At 69.4% G+C, this 25,951-nt stretch carries 14 protein-coding genes; 8 read left to right on the forward strand and 6 right to left on the reverse strand.

What is annotated here, in order from left to right:
- Nucleotides 1–15: 15 nt before the first annotated feature.
- The 6 genes from JK358_RS39565 (at nt 16) to JK358_RS32000 (ending at nt 17,449) form a co-directional block, all read left to right on the forward strand.
- Entirely contained in the window at nt 16–13,725 is a 13,710-nt protein-coding gene (locus JK358_RS39565; protein ID WP_232852257.1) for a non-ribosomal peptide synthetase, read from the forward strand.
- Complete coding sequence (locus JK358_RS31980; protein WP_307817838.1) at nt 13,722–14,753, forward strand: ATP-binding cassette domain-containing protein; 1,032 nt, start codon at nt 13,722–13,724, stop codon at nt 14,751–14,753. The genes JK358_RS39565 and JK358_RS31980 overlap by 4 nt, the downstream gene beginning before the upstream one ends.
- Nucleotides 14,750–15,601 (forward strand): ABC transporter permease, encoded by an 852-nt coding sequence (locus JK358_RS31985; RefSeq protein ID WP_201954917.1) that lies wholly within the window; start codon nt 14,750–14,752, stop codon nt 15,599–15,601. Before JK358_RS31980 ends, JK358_RS31985 begins: the two co-directional genes overlap by 4 nt.
- Before the next feature lies 1 nt (nt 15,602).
- Nucleotides 15,603–16,427 (forward strand): ABC transporter permease, encoded by an 825-nt coding sequence (locus tag JK358_RS31990; RefSeq protein ID WP_201954918.1) that lies wholly within the window; start codon nt 15,603–15,605, stop codon nt 16,425–16,427.
- A 111-nt stretch (nt 16,428–16,538) separates the two neighbouring features.
- On the forward strand, nt 16,539–17,051 hold the full coding sequence (locus JK358_RS31995; protein ID WP_201955063.1) for a peroxynitrite isomerase: 513 nt from the start codon (nt 16,539–16,541) through the stop codon (nt 17,049–17,051).
- Between the two features lie 209 nt (nt 17,052–17,260).
- Nucleotides 17,261–17,449 carry a hypothetical protein gene (locus tag JK358_RS32000; RefSeq protein ID WP_201954919.1) on the forward strand — a complete coding sequence of 63 codons (189 nt, stop codon included), beginning with the start codon at nt 17,261–17,263 and terminating at the stop codon, nt 17,447–17,449.
- A 48-nt stretch (nt 17,450–17,497) separates the two neighbouring features.
- Here JK358_RS32000 and JK358_RS32005 read toward each other — a convergent pair whose 3' ends face one another.
- The 3 genes from JK358_RS32005 to ispG form a co-directional block, all read right to left on the reverse strand.
- Entirely contained in the window at nt 17,498–19,291 is a 1,794-nt protein-coding gene (locus JK358_RS32005; protein WP_201954920.1) for a penicillin-binding transpeptidase domain-containing protein, read from the reverse strand.
- 97 nt (nt 19,292–19,388) lie between these two features.
- On the reverse strand, nt 19,389–20,255 hold the full coding sequence (locus tag JK358_RS32010) for a GNAT family N-acetyltransferase (RefSeq protein ID WP_201954921.1): 867 nt from the start codon (nt 20,253–20,255) through the stop codon (nt 19,389–19,391).
- A 90-nt stretch (nt 20,256–20,345) separates the two neighbouring features.
- A complete protein-coding gene (gene ispG, locus JK358_RS32015) occupies nt 20,346–21,479 on the reverse strand; it encodes a flavodoxin-dependent (E)-4-hydroxy-3-methylbut-2-enyl-diphosphate synthase (protein ID WP_232852294.1) in 1,134 nt (377 codons plus the stop codon).
- Nucleotides 21,480–21,686: 207 nt separating this feature from the next.
- Here ispG and JK358_RS32020 point away from each other — a divergent pair, with 207 nt between their 5' ends.
- The gene (locus tag JK358_RS32020; RefSeq protein WP_201954923.1) at nt 21,687–22,370 is read left to right on the forward strand and encodes an endonuclease V; all 684 of its coding nucleotides are present in this window, start codon (nt 21,687–21,689) and stop codon (nt 22,368–22,370) included.
- A gap of 18 nt (nt 22,371–22,388) precedes the next feature.
- Here the strand turns inward: JK358_RS32020 and JK358_RS32025 are convergent, their stop codons facing one another.
- Both JK358_RS32025 and dxr read right to left on the reverse strand, forming a co-directional pair.
- Nucleotides 22,389–23,594 (reverse strand): M50 family metallopeptidase, encoded by a 1,206-nt coding sequence (locus tag JK358_RS32025; RefSeq protein ID WP_201954924.1) that lies wholly within the window; start codon nt 23,592–23,594, stop codon nt 22,389–22,391.
- A gap of 20 nt (nt 23,595–23,614) precedes the next feature.
- Nucleotides 23,615–24,754: a 1-deoxy-D-xylulose-5-phosphate reductoisomerase gene (gene dxr, locus JK358_RS32030; RefSeq protein ID WP_201954925.1), complete on the reverse strand. Its 1,140-nt coding sequence runs from the start codon at nt 24,752–24,754 to the stop codon at nt 23,615–23,617.
- A gap of 127 nt (nt 24,755–24,881) precedes the next feature.
- On the opposite strand from dxr, the gene JK358_RS32035 reads away from it, so the two are divergent.
- Complete coding sequence (locus tag JK358_RS32035; protein WP_201954926.1) at nt 24,882–25,166, forward strand: DUF2631 domain-containing protein; 285 nt, start codon at nt 24,882–24,884, stop codon at nt 25,164–25,166.
- 69 nt (nt 25,167–25,235) lie between these two features.
- On the opposite strand, the gene JK358_RS32040 is transcribed toward JK358_RS32035, so the two are convergent.
- On the reverse strand, nt 25,236–25,934 hold the full coding sequence (locus tag JK358_RS32040; protein WP_201954927.1) for a DUF8020 domain-containing protein: 699 nt from the start codon (nt 25,932–25,934) through the stop codon (nt 25,236–25,238).
- Between the last annotated feature and the right edge of the window lie 17 nt (nt 25,935–25,951).

Genomic DNA, 25,951 nt, shown 5'->3' on the forward strand with positions numbered 1-25,951 from the left:
CACGCAGGATGTTCGATGGCTTTCAGCTCTGCTCTGTCCAGCTCTGCCCAGCCCCAGTCCCCCGCGCTGCCACCCGAAGCCTTCGCGCTCTCCGCCGCGCAGCGCGGCATCTGGTTCGCACAGCATCTCGCCGGTGACACCCCGGTCTCCATCGCCCAGTACGTGGAACTCTCCGGCGCCGTGGACGTCGAACTGCTGGCCGACGCGGCCCGCCAGGCCGGACGCGAATTCGGCACCGGCTACCTGCGACTGCTCGAGATCGACGAGCTGCCCTGGCAGGTGGTGGACACCACCCTCGACGACACCATCCACACCATCGACCTGAGCGGCGAACCCGATCCCGAGGCCGCCGCACAGACCTGGATGCGCGCGGAATACACCGCGCCCCTCGATATGACGAGCGACCGGCTGTGCCAGGTCGCCATGCTGCGGGTGGGGCCGGACCGGTGGTACTGGTATTCGCGGTTCCACCACATCCTGCTGGACGGGGTCGGCGCGCTCACCATGCTGCAGCGCACCGGGGAGCTGTACAACGCCGCGTACGCCGGGCGGGAGATCCCGCCGGGCAAGGCCGAGCCGCTGCAGAAGATCGTGGAAGCCGATGCGGCATACCGTGATTCGGATAGGTTGCAGGCCGACCGCGAGTACTGGAAAGAGCATCTGGCCGGGATGGCCGAGCCGGTGTACCTGGGCAGGCATATCGGCGCGGTGGACGCCCACCCGCGCCTGCGTAGCGGCGCGCTGCCGGATTCGACTGCGGCGCTGCTGGATTCGCTCACCGCGGAACTGTCCACCAGCGCGGCCCCCGTCGTGGTGGCCGCCTTCGCCGCGTTCGTCGGCGCCATGACCGGCAGCGGCGAGATCGTGCTGAGCCTGCCGGTATCCGGGCGCACCACCGCGGTGCTGCGCCGCTCCGGCGGCATGCTCGCCAATGTGGTGCCGCTGCGGCTGCGGCCGACACCGACCGCCACGGTGGGCGACTTGATCAAGGCCACCCAGGGGGAATTGACGGCGGCGCTGCGCCGCCAGCGGTACCGGCAGGAGGACATCATCCGCGACCTCGGCTGGGCCATGGACGAGGTGGCCGGGTTCGGGCCGACGGTCAACCTCATGCTCGCCGATACGCGCATCCGCCTGGGCGGGGTGACCGGACGGCTGAACGTACTCACCTCGGGACTCATCGACGACCTGTTCGTCAATGTGTACCCGGGTGTGGGCGGCGAGCAGACCCATATCGACTTCCAGGCGAATCCGAACCGGTACGGGGCAGCCGAACTGGCCACCCTGCACGCCCGGTTCCTGGACTTCCTGCACCGATTCCTCGCCGAGGGCGGCGCGACGCCGCTATCCTCGGTGGCGGCGCTGGCCGAAGACGAACGCGCACAACTGGTTCCGGCACAGGGTCGCAAGGGGACCCTGCCCCGGACGCTGCCCGAGATCCTCTCGGACGGCGCCGCGCGCGACCCGTCGGCCATCGCCCTGCGCGCCGACGGGACCGCGTTCACCTACCGCGAGCTCACCGGCTACTGCAATCGGCTGGCCCGGGTGCTGATCGCCGTCGGCGCGGGACCCGAACGCACCGTGGCGATTTCGATTCCCCGCTCGGCGGAGTCGGTCCTGGCCATGTGGGCGGTCGCGCAGACGGGCGCGGCGTTCGTGCCCATCGACCCGAGCTATCCGGCCGACCGCATCGAGCACATGATCCGCGACAGCGGGGTGGTGGCCGGGGTGACCGTGGCCGGATCCCGGTCGGGGTTGCCGGACCGGGTGCGGTGGCACGTCCTGGACGACCCGGCCACCGAAAAGGCCATGGCGGCAGCGTCTTCCGCGGCGGTCACCGAGGCCGACCGGTCCGCGCCGATGCGAGTGGATCAGCTGGCCTACCTCATCTACACCTCCGGCTCCACCGGCCTGCCCAAGGGCGTCGGCGTCACCCATCGCGGGCTCGCCAACCTGGCCACAGGATCCGGCGCGGCCTTCGGCGTCGGCTCGGATGCCGTGATGGCACACGCGGTTTCGCCGAGCTTCGACATCTCGGTGGAGGAACTGCTGGTGGCCTTCGCGGTGGGCGCGACGGTGGCCGTGGTGCCGCCCGCCGCCTATGCGGGCGAGGAGCTCGCGCGCGTGCTGCGCACCCTCGAGGTCACCCACCTGAATGTGACTCCCGCCGTTGCCGGTTCGCTGGAACCGGCCGAACTCCCCCGGCTGCGCACCGTCGTGGTCGGCGGCGACGCCTGCCCACCGGAACTGCCCGTCCGGTGGTCGGGGCGCTCGGTCCTCAACGGGTACGGGCCGACCGAGACCACGGTCACCGCCACCCTCAGCGCACCGCTGGTCCCGGGTGAACCCGTCACCATCGGCGGGCCGTCGCGCGGGACCAGCGCGGTGGTGCTGGACCCGTGGCTGCGACCCGTGCCGCCCGGCGTCACCGGTGAGCTGTACCTCTACGGCGACGGCCTGGCGCGCGGCTACCACCAGCGCATCGGCCTGACCGCACAGCGTTTCGTGGCCAACCCGTTCGCACCCGGCGAGCGCATGTACCGCACCGGCGACCTGGTGCGCTGGCGGCCCCAGCGCGGGCGCATCGAGCTCGAGTTCGCGGGGCGCGACGACACCCAGATCAAGATTCGCGGCTTCCGCGTGGAACTCGGCGAGGTGGACGCGGCCGTCGCACGGCATCCGGGCGTCGAAGTGGCCATCACGATCGGCGCGACCACGCCCGGCGGGGCGACCGCGCTGGCGACCTACGTCCTCGCCGCGCCGGCCGCCGCCGTCGACCCCGAGGCCGTGAAAGCCACGGTGGCACAACTGCTTCCGGCGCATATGGTGCCGTCGGCGGTCATGGTGCTGGACACCCTCCCGCTCACCCCGGCGGGCAAGGTGGACCGGCGCGCCCTTCCGGAACCGGACTTCGGCACCCGCGCGCACACCGGCCGCGCCGCCGTCACCGAACGCGAGCACATCCTGGCCGGGCTCTTCGAAGACGTCCTCGGCCAGGAGTCCGTCGGGGCCGACGACAACTTCTTCGCCCTCGGCGGCGACAGTATCGTGGCGATCCAGCTGGTGGCCCGCGCCAAGAGCGCGGGCCTGGCCCTGCGCGCGCGAGATGTGTTCGAGCACAAGACCGTTGCCGCCCTGGCAGCGGTGGCGGGTGACGCCTCCGCACCGGTGGTGCGGGAACTCCCCGGCGGCGCGATCGGCCCGATCACCCTCACCCCGATCGTGCACGCCATGCTCGACCACGACGGCGACGGCTGGAAACGGTTCGCCCAGGCGGTGCTCATCCCGCTGCCCGCCGACGTGGATCGTGGCGCACTGACGGGGGCCGTACAGGCCCTGCTCGATCGGCACGACCTGCTGCGCAGCACACTCACCCGGCACGACGGCTCCGATGCGCCCAGCCGAATCGGCGGCACCACAGAGCAGCGCGCCGGTCTCGAGCATCAGCCACGCGCCGAGCAGGGCAACGGCTCGAATCCGGCCGCCGCGCCGCACCGGCCCGAATCCGGATGGGAATGGACGGTGAGCCCGGCCGGATCGACCCGAGCCGCCACGCTGATCGACACCGTCACGCTGCCCGGGGACGTCGACGCGGGCACAGCCGCCGATCCGAATCCGGCCGCGAGCACGGCGTCGAGCGCAGCCATCGAGGCAGCGCTGCAGCATGCCGCTGATCAGCTGGATCCGACCGCGGGGGTGGTCGCGCGGTTCGTGGTGCTGGAACGCGCGGGGCGCGGACCGCTGCTGTGGGTGGTGCTGCACCATCTGGTGACCGATGGTGTGTCCTGGCGGATTCTGCTGCCGGATCTGGCAACCGCGTGGATGGGCGGAACGCTCGCGCCGGTGGGCACCTCCTTCCGGCGGTGGGCACACGCGCAGGTCGAGCAGGCCGCCGCCCGATCCTCGGAATTGGCGCTGTGGCAACGGATCCTGGAGACGCCGGATCCGCCGCTGGATACCCGACGGCTGGATCCGAAGGTCGACACCGCCGCGACCATGCAGCGGATCGAAACCGTCGTCGATGCCGAAACCACTTCGGCGGCTTTGGAACTCGTTCCCGACCGGTTCCACTGCGGTGCCGATGACGCCCTGCTGACCGCGCTGGCGCTGGCGGCGAGCCGGTGGCGTCGGCAGGCGGGCGATCAGCGCACGCTGCTCACCCTGGAAGGGCACGGACGCGAGGAGGCCATCCTGCCGGGAGCCGATATCTCCCGGACCATCGGATGGTTCACCAGCGTGTACCCGGTGGCGCTGGATCTGGGCGGGATCGATATCGCGGACGCGTTCCGGGGCGGACCGGCCGCCGGGGCCGCGCTCAAGGCCGTGAAGGAACAGCTGCGGGCGCTTCCGGACAAGGGCGTCGGGTACGGGATGCTGCGGTACCTGAATCCCGAGACCGCGCCGCTGCTGGCGAATGCCGTGGTGCCGCAGTTGAGTTTCAACTACCTGGGGCGCACCGGAATGGCCGGTGACGCCGAGGGCGGCGAAACCCCCTGGCTGCCCAGTCGTTTCACCGCGACACAGGGTGATGCCGCGCCGCTGGAAGCCGTCATCGACATCAATGCGCTGCACACCGATTCCGGGCTCGAGGTCACCTGGGCCTACGCGTCGCGGCTGCTCGACGAGCGGCAGGTGCGGGAGTTCGCGGGGCTGTGGGCGCAGGCGCTGGCCGGGATCACCGAGCATGCCCGCCGCGCCGGGTCCGGTGGGCATACGCCGTCGGACTTCTCGCTGGTCACGGTGACGCAGCCGCAGGTCGACGGGTGGGAGCGGGAGTATTCCGCGCTCACCGATGTGTGGCCGCTGTCGCCGCTGCAGTACGGGCTGCTGTTCCACGCGCGGTACGACACCGATACCGCCGACGAGTACACGGTGCAGACCCGGCTGTCCCTGGCCGGGCGGGTGGATGCGGTCAAGCTGCGCGCCGCCGCGCGGGAGCTGCTGGCGCGCCACGATGTGCTGCGCGTCGCGTTCACCGAAACACCGGACGGGCCCGTGCAATTGGTGCTCGGCGCGGCCGAACTGCCCTGGCACGAGGTGGATCTCACCGAGATCGCCGAACCGTCCGAGCGGCAGCGGGAGCTGGAGCGGCTCGTCGCCGTCGACGCGGGGACGCGGTTCGATCTGGCGCGCTCGCCGCTGCTGCGGTTCCTGCTGGTGCGCACCGACGCCGAGGCGTACACGCTGCTGATGACCAATCACCATCTGGTGCTGGATGGTTGGTCGACGCCGCTGGTGGTGCGGGAACTGCTGGCCGGATATCTGGCCGCGGTGACCGGGCAGGCCATTCCGGCGACGCCGGTGCCGTCGTATCGCGAATTCCTGGGCTGGCTGGCGGAGCAGGACGACGCCGCCTCCATGGCGGCCTGGACCGAGGCCCTGGCCGGGGTCGATTCGCCGACCCGTGCGGTGCCCAGCCTCGCCGGGATCGAATCCACCGAATCCGGGATGGTGACAATCGATTTCGATGCCGCCGCACTGACCCGGCTGGAAGGCACCGTGCGGGCCGCGGGCGCGACGGTGAACACCGCCGTACAGGCCGCGTGGGCGCTGCTGCTGGCCATGCTCACCGGCCGCACCGACGTGGTGTTCGGCGGCACCGTCTCCGGACGGCCGCCGCAGCTGTCCGGCGTCGAGGACATGGTCGGGCTGTTCATCAACACCCTGCCGGTGCGCGTGAAACTCGATCCCGCCGAGCGGGTGGCCGATCTGCTGGCGCGGGTGCAGTCCGAGCAGGCGAAACTGCTCGACCACCAGCATGTGGGACTGGCCGCCATCCATCAGGCGGTCGGCCTGCCCGAATTGTTCGACACCCTCACCGTTTTCGAGTCCTATCCGATCGACCGCGAAACGCTGTCGCAGGCCCTCGACATCGCCGGGATGCGCATTCTCGATGTCTCCGGCACCGATGCCACCCCGTATCCGTTGAACCTCATGGTGATTCCGCAGCGCGACGCGGACGGCTCGGAGAGCCTGCGGATCTCGGTGAAGTTCATGGCCGATCAACTGCCCGAGGACGGGGCGCGCCGACTGCTCGAGCGATTCCTGTTCCTGCTGGATCAGATCGCCCGGCATCCCGGCCGCCGCATGGCGCAGCTGCAGCATTGCGAACCGTCCGAACGCCGGGCGCTGCTGCCGGTGCGCGGCGGCGATCCGGTGCCCATGCGCACCCTGCCCGATATCCTCGCGGCCGGTGCGCGGGTGAATCCGGAGGCGATCGCCATCACCTCCGGCACCCTCACCATGACCTACCGCGACCTCGACGCCTGGTCCAACCGCTTCGCCCGGCTGCTGCTCGGACGCGGTGTCGGCCGCGAGGTGTTCGTGGTGCTGGCGCTGACCCGGTCGGTGGAATCGGTGGTGGCGGTGTGGGCGCTGGCCAAGACCGGCGCGGCCTTCCTGCCGCTGGACCCCAACTATCCGGTGGAGCGCATCGAGCACATTCTCACCGACTCCAAGGCGCCCATCGGCGTGACCGTGTGCGCGGTCGGCGACAACCTGCCGGGCACTATCGACTGGCTGCTGCTCGACGACCTCAACACCATCCGCCGCGTCATGACCGTGTCAGACGCGCCCATCACCGATGCCGAACGCGGCGGGCCGATCATGCTCGGGCAGACCGCGTACCTGATCTACACCTCCGGCTCCACCGGCAAACCGAAGGCCGTGCTGGTCAGCCATCGGGGTCTGTCCAATCTGGTGTCCTCCCAGCAGCGACTGCTGGAACTGGATCCGACGGCCAGCGCGCTCCAGGTGGCCTCCCCCAGCTTCGACGCTTCCGTGCACGAGCTGCTCATGGCGCACGGCGCGGGCGGACGCCTGGTCGTGTCGCCGCCGGATGTGTACGGCGGCAGCGAACTCGAGCAACTGCTGCGCGACCAGCGGGTCACCCACGCGACGATCACGCCGTCCGTACTGGCCACCATGAATCCGCACGGGCTGCCGGATCTGCGCAATCTGGCGGTGGCCGGTGAGGCCGCCGGCACCGAGATCGTGGCCGCCTGGTCGGCCGAGCGGCGCATGGTGAACCTGTACGGGCCAACCGAATTCAGCGTCTGGGCGACCGGGCCGGGTGAACTGCGCGCCGGGGAGATGATCACCATCGGCGGGCCGATCGACGGCGCGGGGGCCATGGTGCTCGACACCTGGTTGCGGCCGGTGCCGCTGGGCGTCTCCGGTGAGCTGTACATCGCCGGGCCCGCGCTGGCGCGCGGCTACTTCAACCGGTATTCACTCACCGCGGGACGCTTCATCGCCAACCCGTACGGCGCGCCCGGCACCCGCATGTACCGCACCGGCGACATGGTGCGCTGGGTCGAGGTGAAGTCCGGCGACGGCGTGAAACTGGAGCTGGAATACCTGGGGCGCAGTGACTTCCAGGTCAAGATCCGCGGCCTGCGCATCGAACTCGGTGAGATCGACGCCGTGCTGTCGGCCGACGATCAGGTGGAGTACGCCGCCACCATCGGCGCGCCCGGCCCCTCGGGGCAGACCGTGCTGGTGTCCTATGTGGTCGGCATCGCGGGGCAGCCGCTCGACACCGAGGGCCTGCGCAATCGGGTGGCGTCCGCGCTGCCCGGGTACATGGTGCCCAGCTACATCCTCGAACTCGACGACGTGCCGCTCACACCGGTCGGCAAACTCGACCGGAATGCCCTGCCCGCACCGGATTTCGCGAGTTTGAACGAACGCTACCTCGCTCCCCGGACTCCGGTGGAGACCGCGGTGGCGCAGGTGTTCGCGGATGTGCTCGGCACCGATCGGGTGAGCATCGACCGGTCGTTCTTCGAACTCGGCGGCAACTCGCTCAGTGCCACTCGCGTGGTGGCACGGGTGAATTCGGCGCTCGGGGCGACCGTCGCCCTGCGCGACCTGTTCGACGCGCCGACGGTGGCGCAGCTGTCGGCGCGGGTGGTGCCCAGCGGCGATCTGCCGGGGCGGCCCGCGCTGGCACAGCGCATCCGCCCGGACCGGGTGCCGCTGTCGCCCGCACAGCAGCGGATGTGGGTGCTCAACCGGCTCGACACCGGATCGGCGGCCTACAACATCATGGCGGCGCTGCGGCTCACCGGCGAACTGGACCGGGATGCGTTGCGCCAGGCCGTGATCGACGTGGTGACCCGGCACGAGACCCTGCGCACCATCTACCCGGCCGACGCCGACGGACCGCGACAGGTCGTGCTCGGCGCCGAGGCCGGTGCACCCGAGATGCGCTACGCCGACACCGAAGACGGTGCGGCACTGCGGGATCGGATCGAGGAACTGACCGCGACCGGATTCGATCTGACCCGGGAAGCACCGCTGCGGGCGGGACTGTTCCGCATCGACGAGCACACCCACGTGGTGGTGCTGGTGGTGCATCACATCAGCGCGGACGGCACCTCTATGGCGCCGCTGGCCACCGATCTCATGATGGCCTACGTGGCGCGCAGCGGCGGCGCGGCCCCGGCGTGGGAACCGCTGCGCGTGCAGTACGCCGACTACGCCATGTGGCATCGGGAACTGCTGGGCGCGGAGCAGGACAGCGAATCCCTTGCCGCCCAGCAGGTCCGCTACTGGAACGAGCGGCTGGCCCGCACGCCGGACGCCCTGGAACTGCCCACCGACCGGCCCCGGCCGGCCGTGCAGTCCATGCGCAGCACCGACGTGCCGTTCACCGTGGACGCCGAAACCCATCGGGCGCTGGGCGAATTGGCGAAGCAGACCGACACCAGCCTGTTCATGGTGGTGCACGCGGCGCTGGCCGTGCTGCTGTCGCGGCTGGCGGGGACACCCGATGTGCTCATCGGCACGGCCATCGCCGGGCGCGGAGATGCCGCGCTGGACGATCTCGTCGGCATGTTCGTCAATACCCTGGCCCTGCGCACGCCCGTCGATCCGAGCAGTGACTTCCGGACCTTCCTGGGCGCGGTGCGCACGACCGACCTGGACGCCTTCGCACATGCGGACGTGCCGTTCGAGCGGCTCGTCCAGGTGCTCGATCCGCCACGCTCGACCGCGTACCATCCGCTGTTCCAGGTGTCGCTGTCGCTGCAGAACTTCACGCCGCCGGTGCTGGAACTGCCCGGACTGCGGGTGGAAGTCGAACCGGTGCAACGGGATACCTCGCAGTTCGACCTGAGTCTGGAACTGCGGGAACCGCTGCCGGGCGGTGCGCCCACGGGGCTGGAGGGCACACTCACCTATGCCACGGATCTGTTCGACGAGGCGACGGCCATGCTGCTGCTCACCCGGTGGCGGCGGATCCTCGCGGCGGTCACCGCGGATCCGGGCATCCGGCTCTCGGATATCGACCTGCTGGACGACACCGAACGCGCCACGCTGGTGCCGGTGCGCGGGCCGCGGCATTCGGGGACGCTGACGCTGCCGTATCTGCTGTCCACCACCGCGCGGGTGCGGCCCAACCATCCCGCCATCGTGGCGGATGGACGGGTCATGACCTACGCCGAGCTGGAGGCCGCCTCCGATCGGCTCGCGGATCGGCTGGCCGCCAATGGCGCACGGCCGGAAACCGTGGTGGCGCTGGCGCTTTCCCGCAGCGCCGAACTGCTGGTCGCCATCTGGGCGGTGGCCAAGACCGGTGCGGCGTTCCTGCCCATCGATCCGCGGCATCCGCTCGATCGCATCGATCACATGCTCACCGACTCCGGGGCGATCCTGGGGCTGACCGGTGACGAGCATCGGCCGCTGCTGCCCGACACCATCCGGTGGCTGATGACCCGGCCGCGCGATCATCAGCCGATGACGCTGGGGCTCACCCGGAAACTGCCCGCGCAGCGGGTACGCCGGGAGCCGCGGCCCGAACACCCGGCCTGGCTCATCTACACCTCCGGATCGACCGGGACGCCCAAGGGCGTCGCGGTCTCGCATCGCGGACTCGCCGATCTGGTGACCGCGCAGCGGCAGGTGCTGCAACTGGACGGATACGCCCGTGTATTGCAGGTGGCCTCACCGAGTTTCGACGCCTCGGCCTTCGAAGCGCTCATGGCGTTCGGGACGGGCGGCACCGCGATCGTCGCGCCGCCGGATGTGTTCGGCGGCGACGCGCTCTCGGAACTCATTGCGGCACACCAGGTCACGCATATGGTGATCACCCCTTCGGCGCTGGCCACCATGGATCCGGCCGCAGTGACCAGCGTGCGCATGCTGGCCGTGGCCGGTGAGGCCATCGGACCGGAACTGGTGCAGCGGTGGGCGCAGGGCCGCATGCTCATGAACCTGTACGGTCCTACCGAATTCACCATCTGGGCAACGGTTTCCGAACCGCTGCGCGCGGACGCCCCGGTCACCATCGGGCGGCCGCTGCGCGGCGGGGCCACCCTGGTGCTGGACGACCGGCTGCGGCCGGTGCCCATGGGTGTGGCGGGCGAGCTGTACCTCGCCGGGCCGGCGCTGGCGCGCGGCTACCACAACCGGGGCGCGCTCACCGCCGGGCGGTTCACCGCCAATCCGTACGGCACACCGGGCGACCGCATGTACCGCACCGGCGATCTGGTCCGCTGGACGGGCAGCCTCGCCGCACCGCGCCTGGAATACCTGGGGCGCACCGACTTCCAGGTGAAGGTGCGCGGCCAGCGCATAGAACTCGGTGAGATCGACGCCGTGCTGGCGCGCGCCGAGAATGTGGAGTTCGCTGTCACACTGGGCGTTCCGGGGCCCGGCGGCGGTACCGCGCTGGCGGCCTACCTGCTGCCGCAACCGGGCGCGGCCCTGGACGTCTCGGCGGTTCGGGCGCATGCCGCGGACCGGCTGCCGGGCTACATGGTGCCGACGGCCTTCGTGGTTCTCGACGCCATCCCGCTCAACGCCGTCGGCAAGCTCGACCGAAAGGCCCTGCCCGCACCGGTATTCGAGGCCGAAACCGAATACCGAGCACCGAGCACCCCCACCGAGAAGGTGCTCGCGCAGATCGTGGCCGAACTGCTCGGCCGCACCCGCGTCGGCGTCCACGACTCGTTCTTCGCCCTCGGCGGCGACAGTATCCTCGCGATCCAGCTGGTGTCGCGGGCGCGGCTGCGCGGCCTCGAGCTGTCGCCGTTGCAGGTGTTCGAGCATCGCACGGTGGCCGCACTGGCCGCCCAGGCCGACGCGGCGGGCGAGGCCGTCGTCCTGGACGAACTGCCCGGCGGGGGCGTGGGCGACATGCCGCTCACCCCGATCGTGCAGTGGATGACCGAGCGCGGCGGCGACTTCGGGCGGTTCGCACAAACCGCCGTGCTCGAGATGCCCGTCGGCATCACCCGCGAACAGGTCGTCGCCACCGTCGCGGCGGTCGTGGACAAACACGATATGCTGCGCGCCCGCCTGCATCGCGCGGGCGACGCCTGGCGGCTGGAAACCCGGGAGCCGGGCACGATCGATGTCGATTCCCTGCTGCGCCGCATCGAATTCGATGCCGCGGGGCGCGACGAACTCCGGGATTTCGCGGTCACGGAACTGGATGCCGCCCTCGACCGGCTGGATCCGGCCACCGGCACCGTACTGCAGCTGGTGTGGCTCGATCCGATCGAGCGACCCGTGCACGCGGGACCGTCACAACGCGGTGGCACACCCCAGTTCCCGACCACGACACAGCGACTGGGTTCGGCCAACACCGGAACGTTGCAGCGCGTGGCACTCGGCGAGCGCACTGGTGCGACCCAGCGCATCAACCTGGCGCAGCACGGCGGTTCCGCGCACCACGCCGGTTCCACCCAGCGCGGGCTCCCCGGACAGCACACCGGCTCCGCGCAACCCGGTGGTTCCGCGCAGCGCTCGGGCTCGGCGCAACACGCCGGAGCTTCGCCGCGGCCGGGTTCCCCACAGCGCGGGGGCACTCGCACCGGGCGATTGATCCTGGTGGCGCACCATCTCGTGACAGATGGTGTGTCCTGGCGGATTCTGGTGCCGGATCTGATCGCGGCGTGGGCGCAGCTGGCGGGTGGGAACACCCCGGTGCTGGCCGACACCGGGACGTCCATGCGCCGGTGGGCGCATGCGCTGCGGGAAGAGGCGCACAGTGACAGGCGAGTGGCCGAGCTGGACTACTGGCGGGAGCTGGCGCAGACGCCGGATCCGCTGATCGGCAGGCGGGAGCTCGATCCGGCGGTGGACCGCGTGGGCGTCGTACGCGCGGTGGATGTCGAGGTGTCCGAGACCGTCACCAACGCGCTGCTCACCACGCTGCCCGGCCTGTTCGACGGGACCGTGGAGGACGCGCTGCTGGCTTCGCTCGCGCTGGCCGTCTCGCACTGGCGCGCGCCGGATCGCGCCGAGGAACCGGATTCCGTGCTCATCCGGCTCGAAGGGCACGGGCGGCAGCAGGAAGTCGTTCCGGGAGCGGATCTTTCGCGGACGCTCGGGTGGTTCACCACGCTGTATCCGGTGCGGCTGGATCTGCCCGCACTGGATCTCGACGACGCGCTGACCGGCGGGCCCGCCATGGGTGAGGCCATCCGGGCGGTGAAGCATCAGCTGCTGGCGATTCCGGACAAGGGCATCGGATTCGGGATGCTGCGGTATCTGAATGCCGAGACCGCGCAACACTTCCCGCGCAAACTGCCGGGGCGCATCGGGTTCAACTATCTCGGACGGTATGCGACCGCGGACATTCCGGCGGGGCTGGAAGGGCTGGGCTGGCTGCCGACCGACGAATTCGGGGAGCTGCCGGCCGGGGAGCATCCGGAGATGCCGGTGAACGCCGAGATCGAGATCAATGCCGTGGTGGCGGGCGATCGGCTGCAGGCGAGTTTCACCTATCCCGAAACCCTGCTGTCCCGGCAGGAAGTCGACGCGCTCGCGCAGTTGTGGGTCGAAGCCCTCATGGCCGCAGCCGAATTCGCCGACACCCCGGACGCCCAGGAGGCCGCCGCGCAGGAGGCCGCATACACGGCCGCGCTGGAACAGGCTCGGCTCGAAGCCGAACTGGCTGCGGCACAACCGGATGCACCGCCCGGACTGGGCCTGGACGTGGTGCTGCCGATCCGGCTCGACGGACAGGAACCGGCGCTGTTCTGCATCCATCCGTCCTCCGGCATCGCCTGGACCTACCTGGGCCTGGCCGAACAGCTCGCCCCCGGACGTCCCATCTACGGTCTCCAGGCCCCGGACCTGACCGGCGAACCGCACGCCCGCAGCATCGACGACTTCGCCGAACGCTACGTGCGCGAAATCCGCAGGCTGCACCCGGAAGGCCCGTACCACCTGCTGGGCTGGTCCTTCGGCGGGCTCATCGCACACGCCATCGCGGCGAAACTGCGCGAGCAGGGCGCGGAACTCGGCGTGCTGGCGCTCCTCGATCCGGACAGCATCGACCTCGACGGCGCGACCATCGACAAGCTCACCGCCGGTTCGTTCATCGCGACCTTCGGTCAGGTGTTCGGCATCTCCGACGTCCCGCCGGACGCCACCGCCGAGGACGCCGCCGCGCTCATTCGGGAACGCATGGGCGGGGTTTCGCTGGTCGACGCCGACACCCTGGAACGGATGGCGGCGTCCTACAACGCCTCCGCGGACACCCGCACCGGCTACCAGCGTCCCGTATTGCACGGCGACGCACTGTATTTCCACGCCACGGTCCAGGGCGCGGAAGACCCGGCGATCTTCGGCGCCGCCCCGTGGCGGGCCTGGATCACCGGCGACATCACCAATTACGACATCGAGGCCACGCACGAGGGGCTCACGGCGCCCACCGCACTCGCGGAGATAGCTCGCATCCTCGACACACATCTGGGAGGAACGCAGTGACAACCGGCAGCAACCCCGCACGACCGGACGCGGACGGCGTGGTCGTCGAAGGCGTCGAGAAATCATTCGGAACCGTGAAAGCCTTGCGCGGCATCGATTTCAAGGCCGCGCCGGGCGAGGTCCTGGGCATCCTCGGGCCGAACGGCGCGGGGAAGACGACCACCGTCAACATCCTGTCCACCCTCATCTCCCCCGATGCCGGGCGGGCACAGGTGGCCGGGCACGACGTGGTCGCCGACCCGGCGGCGGTGCGGCGCAGCATCATGCTCACCGGACAGTTCGCCGCGCTCGACGACGCGCTCAGCGGCTACGAGAACCTGGTGATGTTCGGGCGGCTCATGGGGCTGCGCAAACGCGCCGCCAAGGCCCGCGCCGACGATCTCATCGGCGAATTCGATCTCACCGCGGCGGCGGGCCGCCGGGTGGGCACCTACTCCGGCGGTATGCGCCGCCGCATCGACATCGCCTGCGGGCTGGTGGTGCGGCCCGAGGTGGTGTTCCTCGACGAACCCACCACGGGCCTGGATCCCCGTAGCCGCCAAGGGGTCTGGGATCTGGTGGGCGGCTTCCGCAAGCACGGCATCACCACGCTGCTCACCACGCAGTATCTGGAAGAGGCCGACGCGCTGTGTGATCGCATCATCGTGATCGACCACGGCGTGGTCATCGCCGACGGCACCGCCGACGAACTCAAGGCCCGCACCGGCGGCAGCTACTGCGAGGTGGTGCCGCTGCGCACCGCCGACCTGCCCGCCATCGCGCTCGCGCTCGGCGATCTACTGCCCGCCGCGACACGCGATGTGCTGAACGCGGATTCGGATCGCATCGCCATCCCGGCGCCGGAGGGCGCGAAGACGCTCGCCGAGGCGCTACGCCGATTGGACGCCACCGGAATGGAATTGGTGGACATCGCCCTGCGCCGTCCCTCCCTGGACGACGTATTCCTTTCCCTCACCGGCCATATGACCGAGAAGCCGGAACCCAACGGCCACCAGGTGGAGGCCGCGGCGAGAAAGGACCGGTCGTGACCGCCACCGCCGCCCCGGCCGACGCCTGGCTCACCAGCACCCGCGCCACCCAGTCCACCCTGCAGCAGTGGTGGGTGCTCACCGTGCGGCTCATCGTGCCGTCGGTGACCACCGGTGAGATCCTCACCGCCGTCCTCGCCCCGGCCACCTTCACCATCAGCTTCTACATCCCGTTGAACCGCGTGATGTCGTTCTCCGGCACGGGATTCAGCAGTTACGCGCAGTTCATGGCGCCGATCGTGATCCTGCAGGCGGCGGCGTTCACCGCCATCTCCGCGGCCTTCCGCTCGGCCACCGACGAGGTGTCGGGCCTGGACCGCCGCTTCGACGCCATGCCCATGCATCCGCTGGTGCCGACGGCGGCGCGCATGGCCGCCAACGTGTTTCGCGCGTCGGTGGCCATGGTGTCGGCGCTGGTCTCGGTGCACGTCATCGGCTTCCGCTTCCACGGCAGCTGGTCGCACACCCTCGGCTTCATCGGCCTGGGCATGCTCATCGCCCTCGCCTTCAACCTCGGCGCGGACGTGATCGGCACGGTCACCAAGAGCCCGGAGGCCACCACCCAGATGCTGGTGCTGCCGCCGCTCATCCTCGGCATGCTCTCCACCGGTCTGTCACCGGTGAAGCAGTTCCCGAGCTGGGTGCAGCCGTTCGTGCGCAATCAACCGGTCTCGCAGTTCGCGGACGGCCTGCGCGCGCTCGGCGGCGACAAGACCCTGTTCAACGGCAAACCCAGTCAGGTCTCCGAGGTGACCTGGGCGCTCATGACGCCACCGCTGCTGTGGGCCGCCGCCATCATCGTGGTGTCGCTGTTCTTCACCTACCGGCTGAATATGAAGAGGTCGTGACATGACCGCCATCGACCAGCGCGTCGACGCCGCCGACACCATCGTCACCGCCGAGGGCTCGCCGCTGGCCCTGGTGCGGCACACCTGGATTCAGACCATGCGGCTGCTGACCCGATGGGTGCGCGATCCGATCACGCTGCTGGAGACGCTGATCGTGCCGTGCCTGCTGCTGCTCATGCTCGACATCGTGGTGGGCGGGGCCATCGAACGATTCACCCAGCGCAACGCGCTCTACGGATCGGTGCCCATGGTGGCGCTCGTCGGCGCGCTCTCGGGAACCGTGGCCAGCGGCGTCATGCTCGGACGGGAACGCGATGCCGGACTGCTGGCGCGGTTCTGGGTGCTGCCCGTGCACCGCGGATCCGGGCTCGCCGCCCGGATTCTCGCCGAGGGCATCCGGATCTTCGGCGGCACGGTGGTGATCGTGCTGTTCGCGACGCTGCTCGGATTCCGGTTCCAGCAGGGCCCGCTGGCCGCGGCCGCGTTCCTGTTGATCCCGGTGCTGTTCGGGCTGGCCTTCGCCACCATGGTGACCGCCATCGCGGTGTTCTCCGCCAAATCCACGCTGGTGGAGGCCATCGCGATCCTCACCTCACTGCTCATGTTCTTCAGCACCGGATTCGTGCCGCTGGAGGCGTATCCGGACTGGATTCAGCCGGTGGTGCAGTGGCAGCCCATGTCGGTCGCGGTGGACACTATGCGGGCGCTGTCGGAGGAAGGCGCGCTGACCGGACCGCTGCTGCGCACCATCGCCTGGTCCGTCGGGCTGATCGTGCTGTTCGCGGTGCCCGCGGCATACGGCTACAAGCGGGCCAGCCGCCGCTGAACCTGATCTTTTACCCGCAACGGGCGCAGGCAATCTCCGGATCCAGCCCCCTTTCCGTAAATAGTCGTGTCCCGGCGCGTCGACCGGCCGCCGGATCACGACGAGCGCATTATGCTGGCCGCCGTGCTCGAACCCCACACGCCCGTCGCGCCCCACCCGGACATCGCTCACCTCGCGCCACTGCTGGGCACCTGGCGTGGCCGCGGGCAAGGGGAGTATCCGACCATCGAATCCTTCGACTACCTGGAGGAAGTGCACTTCGGGCATGTCGGCCGCCCATTCCTCACCTATCGGCAGCGCACCCGCGCGGCCGACGGCAGCCGGCCCATGCATTCGGAGACCGGATACCTGCGGGCCATCGGCGGCGATCGGGTCGAGTTGATCCTCGCGCATCCCACCGGCATCACCGAGATCTGCGAGGGCAAGCTCGTCACCGAAAACAACGGGCTGCGAATCGAACTGGACTCGACCTCGATCGGGCGGTCCAGCACCGCCAAGTCGGTGACGGCGCTCGGGCGCACCTTCGAACTCGCGGGCGACACGCTCGGGTACACGCTGCGGATGGCGGCGGTCGAGCAACCGCTGCAGCATCATCTCGCGGCCACGCTGCACCGCGAGAACTGACGCCCGATTCGCACCATTTTTCCCATTCGTGACCAGTACCACTCTGGTGTCGAAAGTGTGCTGAGTCACTCGAGGGGGTTGCCTCGGACATAAGAGCCGGATTAACGTTCCTTGCGTTGGCAAACATTCAGCCAACCCTAATGAGCACCGGCTATCCGAAACAGACCGTTCGGATGTCCTCAACTCATCCCCGAACAAGGGAGTGCGACATGAAGCGTTCGGCCCTTTTGATGATCACCACCGCGGGCATGATCCTCGCGGGCGCCGCCGTCACCGAAGCCCTCGGCGACCACTCCACCAGCGTTCCCCCGGTCAAAACCCTGGCGCAGCAACGGTTCGTGGCCCAGGACATCCACGGCGAGATCACCCAGGCGGCCTGCCTGCGCAGCGCGCGCTGAGCCCGGGGACCTCGTTCCACCGTTCGAATACCGGCACCCGCGCAGCGCTCAATAGCCTGCGGGCAGCGCCGTGAGCATATCCCTGGTCACCGCCACCGCATTGTCGGAACTGCCGCCGCGCACCACCAGCGTCGCGAACGCCATATCCCCGCGGTAACCCACGAACCAGGCGTGCGAACCACCCTCCACCTCGGCCTCACCGGTCTTGCCGTAGACCTCGCCCTGATCGCGGATGCGTTCCGCGGTTCCGCCGAGCACCACCTTGCGCATCATCGCGCGCAACCCATCCACCACCTGCGGGGACAGCGTCGTGCGCGCACCCGACACCTCGGTTGGGTGACCGGAGATGAGATACGGCACCGGGGTCGAGCCATTGGCCACCGTGGCCGCCATCAGCGCCGAGCCGAACGGGCTCACCAGCACCCGGCCCTGACCGATGCCGTCCTCGGCGCGCTGCACGAGCTCGTCGTCACGCGGGACCGAGCCCGAGACGGTCGGCAGACCCGCCACCGCGTAGTCCGGGCCGATACCCAGCGCGGCGGCCGCCGTACCCAGGTCCGTGCCGCCCAGCTCGGAGGCGATCTTGGCGAAGGCGGTGTTGCAGGAGCGCTCATAGGCCGTCGCCATGGGGACGTCACCGACGGTGAAGAGGTTGTAATTCGGAATGGTCCGCTCCCCCACCACGATCCGGCTCGGACAGGGCACGACCGTATCGGGCGTGGCGCGGCCGGCGGTCATGGCCGCGGCGGCCGTCACCGTCTTGAAGATCGAGCCCGGCGGATACATGCCCGCGGCCGCCACCGGGCCGTCGGCATCGGCCGCCTCGTTCTGGGCGATGGCCAGGACCGCGCCCGTGGACGGCTGGATGACCACCATCATGGCCTGCTCCTCGCGCAGGTCCACGGCGCGCTGGGCGGCATTCTGCACATAGCGGTCGATACTCAGCGAAAACGACGGGGCGGCTTGCGGATCGACCTCCATCAGCACATCGGTATCCGCGCCATTGGAATTGACGGTGACCACACTCCACCCGGCGCGGCCGTCCACCTCGTCGATAACGGTCTTGCGGACCTGGGTCATGAGGTCGGGGGCGAAATGCCGGTCGGTGGGGACCATGTCCCACTGCTTGGTGAAGGTCACGCCGGGCAGGCCCAGCAGTTCGGAACCCACCTGCTCGTATTCGAACTCCGACAGGATGGCGACCTGATACACCCCGCCCTCGGCCTTGCGGGCTGCGGCGAGGATCGCCTCGGCGGTGAACTTCTCATCGAACCGCTGCAGCTGGGTGGCCAGCGCGGTCGCGACGGCGGCCGGATCCGAGGAGGCCGCACCGGATTTGAACAGCACCCGGTACACGGTGCCGGGCACCAGCACGTCGCTGCCGGAGCGTTCGTTCACGCGCGCCTTGGGGGCGGCGGTGGCGCGCAACTGCATCGTTTGCGTATTGCCCAGGCGCGGATGGATGTTCGCCGAGGTCCAGCGCACCGACCAGCGGCCGTCGCTGCGGCCCATCTGGAGCTGGCCGGTGTATTTCCAGACGCGTTCCTTGGGCAGCCGCCATTCGTAGGTGTAGTCGACGGTGGCGGTGTCGCCGGTGACGCGGGCGTCGCCGAGCTGCGCGGTGAGCTGTTCGGCCTGCAGGTTGTCCCAGGCGGAAGTCAGTGCGGCACCGGCCTTTTCGGGCTGGTTGGTGAGATCGGCGGCGGCCTGCACGTCATGGTCGGCGAAGGCGGACAGGAAGGCGTCGGCGGCCTGCGCCGGACCCTGCGGCCGCGACGCGCATCCGGCGGCGGCAATCGACACCGCGGCGGCGATCAGCATGGTGAGGACCCGAGTTGACATCGGCACAGATGCTAGAGCCAACTATCAGCAAATCGGCGCGACACACTGTAGGAGAACGGATTTCGCGCCTAACTCACAAATCGGGCAGGCGCCGGAATCAGTCCAGCAGCACTGTTGCGAATGTCGCGACCTGCCGGAAGCCGACGCTGGCGTAGGCGCGCCGGGCCACCTCGTTGTAGCAGTTCACGTACAGGCTGGCGGTGCGGCCGGAGGCGACCACGACATTCGCGACCGCGGCGGTGCCGGAGGTGCCGAAACCCTTTCCGCGGTAGTCCGGATGCACCCAGACGCCCTGGATCTGACCGGTGCGACGGGACAGCGCGCCCACCTCGGCCTTGAAGACCACCTCGCCGTCCTCGAATCTGGCCCAGGCGCGGCCGGATTCGATGAGGGTCTGCACGCGGCGGCGGTAGCCGCGGCCACCGTCGCCCGCGCGCGGGTCGATGCCGATCTCCTCGGTGAACATGGCGACCGCGGCGACCAGATAGCGTTCCAGCTCCTCCGGGCGCACGCGGCGGACCTTCTGATCAGGGGTGATGGCGGCGGGATGCTCGAGCGCCAGCAGCGGCTGGTCGTCGCGCAGTTCGCGGGCGGGACCCCACTGCTCGGCGAGCAGCTCCCACAGCGGCAGCGCGAGTTCGCGGCGGCCCACCACCGAGGAGCAGATGCGCGGGCCGCGGATCGCGCGCTCGGCGAAGGCGCGCATATCCTCGCGCGTGCCGCGCAGCGGAACGAGATTCGCGCCGGAGAAGCACAGGGATTCGCCCGGACCGCCGCGACTCCACAGTTCGCCGTACGCGCCTCGGGTATCCAGACCGAACTCTTGCAAACGCGCGGCAACCATACAGGTCGCCACCGGATCAGCGTCGAGAACGCGCAAAACCTGGGTCAGATCGCGGTTCGCCAGCTGACGCGCACCGGACGACGCCTTGGCCCGCCGAGTCGGTTCCAGCACACTCCGCACGTTCACAGCCTGCCAGAACTTCCGGCAACGTGCCGCAGTATTGACCGCGCGCGCCCGCCCACCTGGGCTTTCACGCGCGCGGTCGAAGGCTCAGCCAGCGGTGACAACCGGCGCGCCGGTGCCCGCGTCCTCGCCCATCTCCTCGGCCAGACGCATGGCCTCCTCGATCAAGGTCTCCACGATGAGATGCTCGGGGACCGTCTTGATGACCTCGCCCTTGACGAAGATCTGCCCCTTGCCGTTGCCGGAGGCCACGCCCAGATCGGCCTCGCGGGCCTCGCCGGGACCGTTGACGACGCAACCCATGACGGCCACGCGCAGCGGCACCTCCATACCCTCGAGACCGGCGGTGACCTCGTTGGCCAGGGTGTAGACATCGACCTGCGCACGACCGCAGGACGGGCAGGACACGATCTCGAGCTTGCGGGGGCGCAGGTTCAGCGACTGCAGGATCTGCCCGCCGACCTTCACCTCCTCGGCCGGAGGCGCGGACAGCGAGACGCGGATGGTGTCGCCGATGCCCTGGGACAGCAGCGCGCCGAACGCGGTGGCCGACTTGATGGTGCCCTGGAAGGCGGGACCGGCCTCGGTGACGCCCAGGTGCAGCGGGTAGTCGCACTGCGCGGCGAGCTGACGGTACGCCTCCACCATGATCACCGGGTCGTTGTGCTTGACCGAGATCTTGATGTCGCCGAAGCCGTGCTCCTCGAACAGGCTCGCCTCCCACAGGGCCGACTCCACCAGGGCCTCGGGGGTGGCCTTGCCGTACTTCTGCATCATGCGCTTGTCGAGCGAGCCCGCGTTGACGCCGATGCGGATCGGGATGCCCGCGGCGCCGGCCGCCTTGGCGACCTCCTTGACGCGGCCGTCGAATTCCTTGATGTTGCCCGGGTTCACGCGCACCGCGGCGCATCCGGCGTCGATGGCGGCGAAGATGTAGCGGGGCTGGAAGTGGATGTCGGCGATCACGGGGATGCCGGACTTCTTGGCGATGATCGGCAGCGCGTCCGCGTCCTCCTGGCGCGGGCAGGCCACTCGCACGATGTCACAGCCGGACGCGGTGAGTTCCGCGATCTGCTGCAGCGTCGCATTAACATCGTGGGTCTTGGTCGTGGTCATGGACTGCACGGACACCGGGTAATCGCTGCCCACCCCGACATTGCCCACCATCAACTGGCGCGTCTTGCGCCGCGGCGCGAGGACGGCCGCCGGCGCGGACGGCATCCCCAATGCGATGGCACTGCTCACGATCGGTTGCCTACTTTCGTCATGTCCTCACCCTTCCGGTCCCGAGTCTAGTGACGCCCGGATACCGGTCGCCCTGTGACGGCGGCGACAACGGTACCGGTCCTGATCACCGCACCCGGAATCGGCAGGGGCCTTGCACTAGGTATTCGTCGCAAACGGCACAAAGGTGTACAAACGCGAATTGTGAAGGTAGCAAACATCGATCCGTGGCCCCGCACACCCGAGGAGGCCACGGCACTGCAGGATCGCCTGCGCACCCGCGTGATCGCCGAAAACCCGCGCCCGCCCCGGTTCCGTACCGTTGCGGGCCTTGACTCCGCCTACGACGACCACGGCAATGTGGTCGCCGCCATCGTAGTCCTGGACGCGGCAACCCTGGAGCCGATCGACACCGTCACCGCGCGCGGCACCACCGACTTCCCCTACGTCCCCGGCCTGCTCGCCTTCCGGGAACTTCCGACAACCCTGCGCGCCCTCGAAAAGCTCACCGTCACACCGGATCTCCTCATCTGCGACAGCCAGGGCCTGGCCCACCCCCGCCGCTTCGGCTTCGCCTGCCACCTCGGCCTGCTCACCGGCCTCCCCACCATCGGCGTAGCCAAGAACGTCTGGGGCGACTACGCCGACCCCGGCGGCGAACGCGGCGCATACTCGACGATCACCATCGACCACGAACCCGTGGGCCGCGCCCTGCGCACCCGAACCGACGTCAAACCCGTCTTCGTCTCGGTGGGCCACAACATCGACCTGGACACCGCCTGCACCCAGGTTCTGGCCGCCACCACCCACTACCGCCTCCCGGAAACCACCCGGCAAGCCGACCACCTGTGCAGGCGATTGCAACGCGAGATCGCCGCCGAAGCGTGAAACCTCTACCGGCGCCGCCTACTTGAGCGTGATGGGGTTGAGGATGTCGGCGGAGAGGGTGAGGAGCATGTAGGCGCCGCCGATGACGATGACCACGTAGGTCACCGGTAGGAGCTTCATGTAGTTGACGGGAAGGCCGGGGGCTTCGCCGCGGCGGGCGCGGAGGGTGTTGCGGATTTTTTCGTAGATGACCACTGCGATGTGGCCGCCGTCCAGGGGCAGCAGGGGGAGCAGGTTGAACATGCCGAGGAAGATGTTGAGGCTGGCCAGGAGCATGACGAAGATCTGCCACTGGCCGATTTCGACGCTTTCGCCGCCGATTCGGCTGGCGCCGTAGACGGAGACGGGGGTTTCGGGGTCGCGTTCGCCGCCGGTGATCGCGTTCCAGAGGGCGGGGATCTTCTCGGGCATCTTCATCAGGGACTGGACGGTGTGGCTGAAGACCTCACCGGTGAAGGAGACCGAGGCGGGGATGGCGGCGAGGACGCCGTATTGGACGGGCTCGTAGAAGTCGGGGCCTACGCCGACCGCGCTGACCTTTTCGCCGGGGCCGCCGTCCTTGGGGTAGCGGGTGACGGTCTGCGGGGTGACGGTGGCGGTCATGGTCTTGCCGTCGCGGACGAAGGTGTAGACGAAGGGGCCGTCCTGCTTACGGGTTTCGATGACGAACTGCTGCCAGGTGTCGACGGGAACGCCGTCGACCTTGGTGACGACGTCGCCGCGCTGCAGGCCCGCCTGCTCGGCCGGGCCCGCGCCGGTGCACAGGCCGTTGATCGGGTTGCCGTCGCGGTCGTACTCCTGCACACAGGCCGGGGCGCCGATCGCGGTGGCGGGGGGCTGGTCCAGGCTCGGCAGGCCCCAGCCGACGGCCAGCACCACGATGAGGATGAAGCCGAGGATGAAGTTCATCAGGATGCCGCCGAACATGACCAGCAGGCGCTTCCAGGTGGCCTGGCGGTACATGGCGCGGTCGAGGTCTTCGGGGGCGATCTCGTCGAGGGCGGTCATGCCGGCGATATCGCAGAAACCGCCCAGCGGCAAGGCTTTCAGACCGTATTCGGTCTCACCGCGCCGGAAGGAGAAGATGGTGGGGCCGAAGCCGATGAAGTAGCGGCGCACCTTCATGCCCGTGGCCTGCGCCGCCCACATGTGACCGCATTCGTGCAGCGCCACCGACAGGGTGATGCACACGGCAAACAGTACGAACCCGACCACGAATGCCATGCGGTTCGACCCCTCCTACTTCAACTGCGCACGATTGTGCGGGCACGGTCACGCGCCCACGCATCGGCCGCGAGCACCTCGTCCAAGCTACCGGGTTCGGCGGTCCAGCGGTCGGCGGACTCCACGACGCGGGCCACCGTGCGCACGATGTCGGGGAACCGGATGAGGCCGTCGAGGAACGCCTGCACGGCGATCTCATTGGCGGCGTTGTAGACCGCGGTGACCGATCCGCCCGCCTCACCGGCCTGCCGCGCCAGCCGCACGGCCGGGAACACCTCGTCGTCGACGGGTTCGAAGGTCCAGGTGGAGGCGGTGGAGAAGTCACACGCCGCGGCCGCGCCGGGCACGCGATCGGGCCAGCCGAGGGCCAGCGCGATGGGCAGTTTCATATCGGGCGGGCTGGCCTGCGCGAGCGTGGAGCCGTCGGTGAATGTCACCATCGAGTGCACGATGGACTGCGGGTGCACGGTCACATCGATGCGGTCGTAGGGCACACCGAACAGCAGATGCGTCTCGATGAGTTCCAGTCCCTTGTTCACCAGGCTGGCCGAGTTGAGCGTGTTCATCAGACCCATGGACCAGGTCGGATGCGCTTTGGCCTCTTCGGGATTCACCGATTCCAGCATCTCGGCGGTCCAGCCGCGGAACGGCCCGCCCGAGGCGGTCAGGACGAGCCGGTCCACCTCGTCGGCGCGCCCGCCGCGCAGGCACTGCGCCAGCGCCGAATGTTCGGAGTCCACCGGCACGATCTGCCCGGGTGCGGCCGCGCGGGTCACCAGGGAGCCGCCCGCGACCAGAGATTCCTTGTTGGCCAGCGCCAGTCGCCGCCCGGATTCCAGGGTGGCGAGGGTGGGCTCCAAGCCCAGTGACCCGACCAGCGCGTTGAGCACCACATCCGCCTCGGTGCGCCGCACGAGTTCGGTGGCCGCGTCCGGACCCGCCAGCGCCACACCGAGTTTCGCCGCCGCCGCTTCGTCGGCGATGGCCACGTTCCGGGTGCCGGTGGCCGCGATCTGCTGTGCCAGCAGTTCGGTATTGCCACCCCGCGCAGCCAAACCCACCACCTCGAAGCGATCGGGGTTGGCGGCGATCACCTCCAGCGCCTGGGTGCCAATGGAACCGGTGCTGCCCAGCAGCAGAACTCTCACGATGTCGGACACGCGCCTATTCTCCCCTGCCCCGAGTTCGACGGTGACATGCCGCCCCACGGCGACCCTGCTGGCTACGACGGACGGTCGTATGCCACCATATTGGCCAGAATTCGATTCGAGTCCATAAGGAGCGAAAGTGGCCGCCACGGAACTGGAACACGCCCACAGCGCTGAGGTCGTCACCAAGGTCGACACCGCCGAGGTTCCGTCCGCCGCCTGGGGTTGGAGCGGCGAGTCGCGCCGGACCTTCCGCATCGCCGGCTGGGCTGTCGTTGTCATCCTGCTGGCCATGCTGTTCGAGAATCAGCAGGGCAGTTCCTCGGGTTCGGGCAATGTCGGCTACATCTTCCTGGTGGTGTTCGCCGCCGGTCTGGCGGGCATTCTGATCCGCGATTCGATCGTGTCGCGTAAGCCGCGCTGACGTCGCAGACGTACGACATCGGGCCGGGTCGCTTTCCGCGACCCGGCCCGATTCGTTTGTGCTACAGCGTTACTGGTTCGCCGGGTCGTTGATGCGGTTGGCGAAGCCGATGCCGACCACGATGGCGGCCGGGATACCGGTCAGCACCAGGCCCGCGGCGGCGCCCAGCGGGATGCCGATGCCCGCGCCCACGAGGCAGCCCGCGATGCCGCCGGGAGCCGACAGCACGGCCACACCGAGGATGACACCGCCGGCCGCGCCGACCGCGCAGCCGAGGCCGCCGCCGACGATGGTGCCGATGAGGGTGCCGATCGAGGTGATGATGCCGAACTGGGTGGCCGCGGCGGATACGGCGTCGTCGAACGCCTCCTGGTTGGCGACGTTCTTCAGCAGACCGGTCGGGCGGGCGTCGGCGATGTTCTTGCTCGGCGTGATGACCGCGCGCAGGCCGTCGACGGCGGCGTTGACCGGGTACTCGAGGTCGCCGATGGTGTACGACAGCGGGAACTGGGTGACCAGATTGCCCTGGTTGTCGCGAACCTGGAACTGGCCGTTGTCGGCGTTCATCGAGCCGGCGGTGGTCTCCAGCACGATGGAATCGCCCTCGAGCTTGGTGTTCCAGCCGATGGACGGCAGGACCGAGCCGATGCCCTGATCGACGCCGTCGAGCACGGAGGGGATCACCGGCGCGGCGTTCGAGGTGCCGGTGGCAATGCCCAGTGCCGCGATGACCAGTGCCGAAGTGGCGGCGAACTTCTTGATCTGCATTACTTCTCGTCGCTTTC

The sequence above is a fragment of the Nocardia acididurans genome, assembly GCF_016741815.1.
In the GTDB taxonomy this organism is placed as follows: Bacteria; Actinomycetota; Actinomycetes; order Mycobacteriales; family Mycobacteriaceae; genus Nocardia; species Nocardia acididurans.

Coding starts and splice junctions, on each gene's coding strand:
- JK358_RS31990 (WP_201954918.1), top strand. CDS start 15,603: ATGACCGCCATCGACCAGCGCGTCGACGCCGCCGACACCATCGTCACC.
- JK358_RS32005 (WP_201954920.1), bottom strand. CDS start 19,291: ATGTCAACTCGGGTCCTCACCATGCTGATCGCCGCCGCGGTGTCGATT.
- JK358_RS32000 (WP_201954919.1), top strand. CDS start 17,261: ATGAAGCGTTCGGCCCTTTTGATGATCACCACCGCGGGCATGATCCTC.
- JK358_RS39565 (WP_232852257.1), top strand. CDS start 16: ATGGCTTTCAGCTCTGCTCTGTCCAGCTCTGCCCAGCCCCAGTCCCCC.
- JK358_RS32040 (WP_201954927.1), bottom strand. CDS start 25,934: ATGCAGATCAAGAAGTTCGCCGCCACTTCGGCACTGGTCATCGCGGCA.
- JK358_RS31995 (WP_201955063.1), top strand. CDS start 16,539: ATGCTGGCCGCCGTGCTCGAACCCCACACGCCCGTCGCGCCCCACCCG.
- JK358_RS32025 (WP_201954924.1), bottom strand. CDS start 23,594: ATGGCATTCGTGGTCGGGTTCGTACTGTTTGCCGTGTGCATCACCCTG.
- ispG (WP_232852294.1), bottom strand. CDS start 21,479: ATGCCGTCCGCGCCGGCGGCCGTCCTCGCGCCGCGGCGCAAGACGCGC.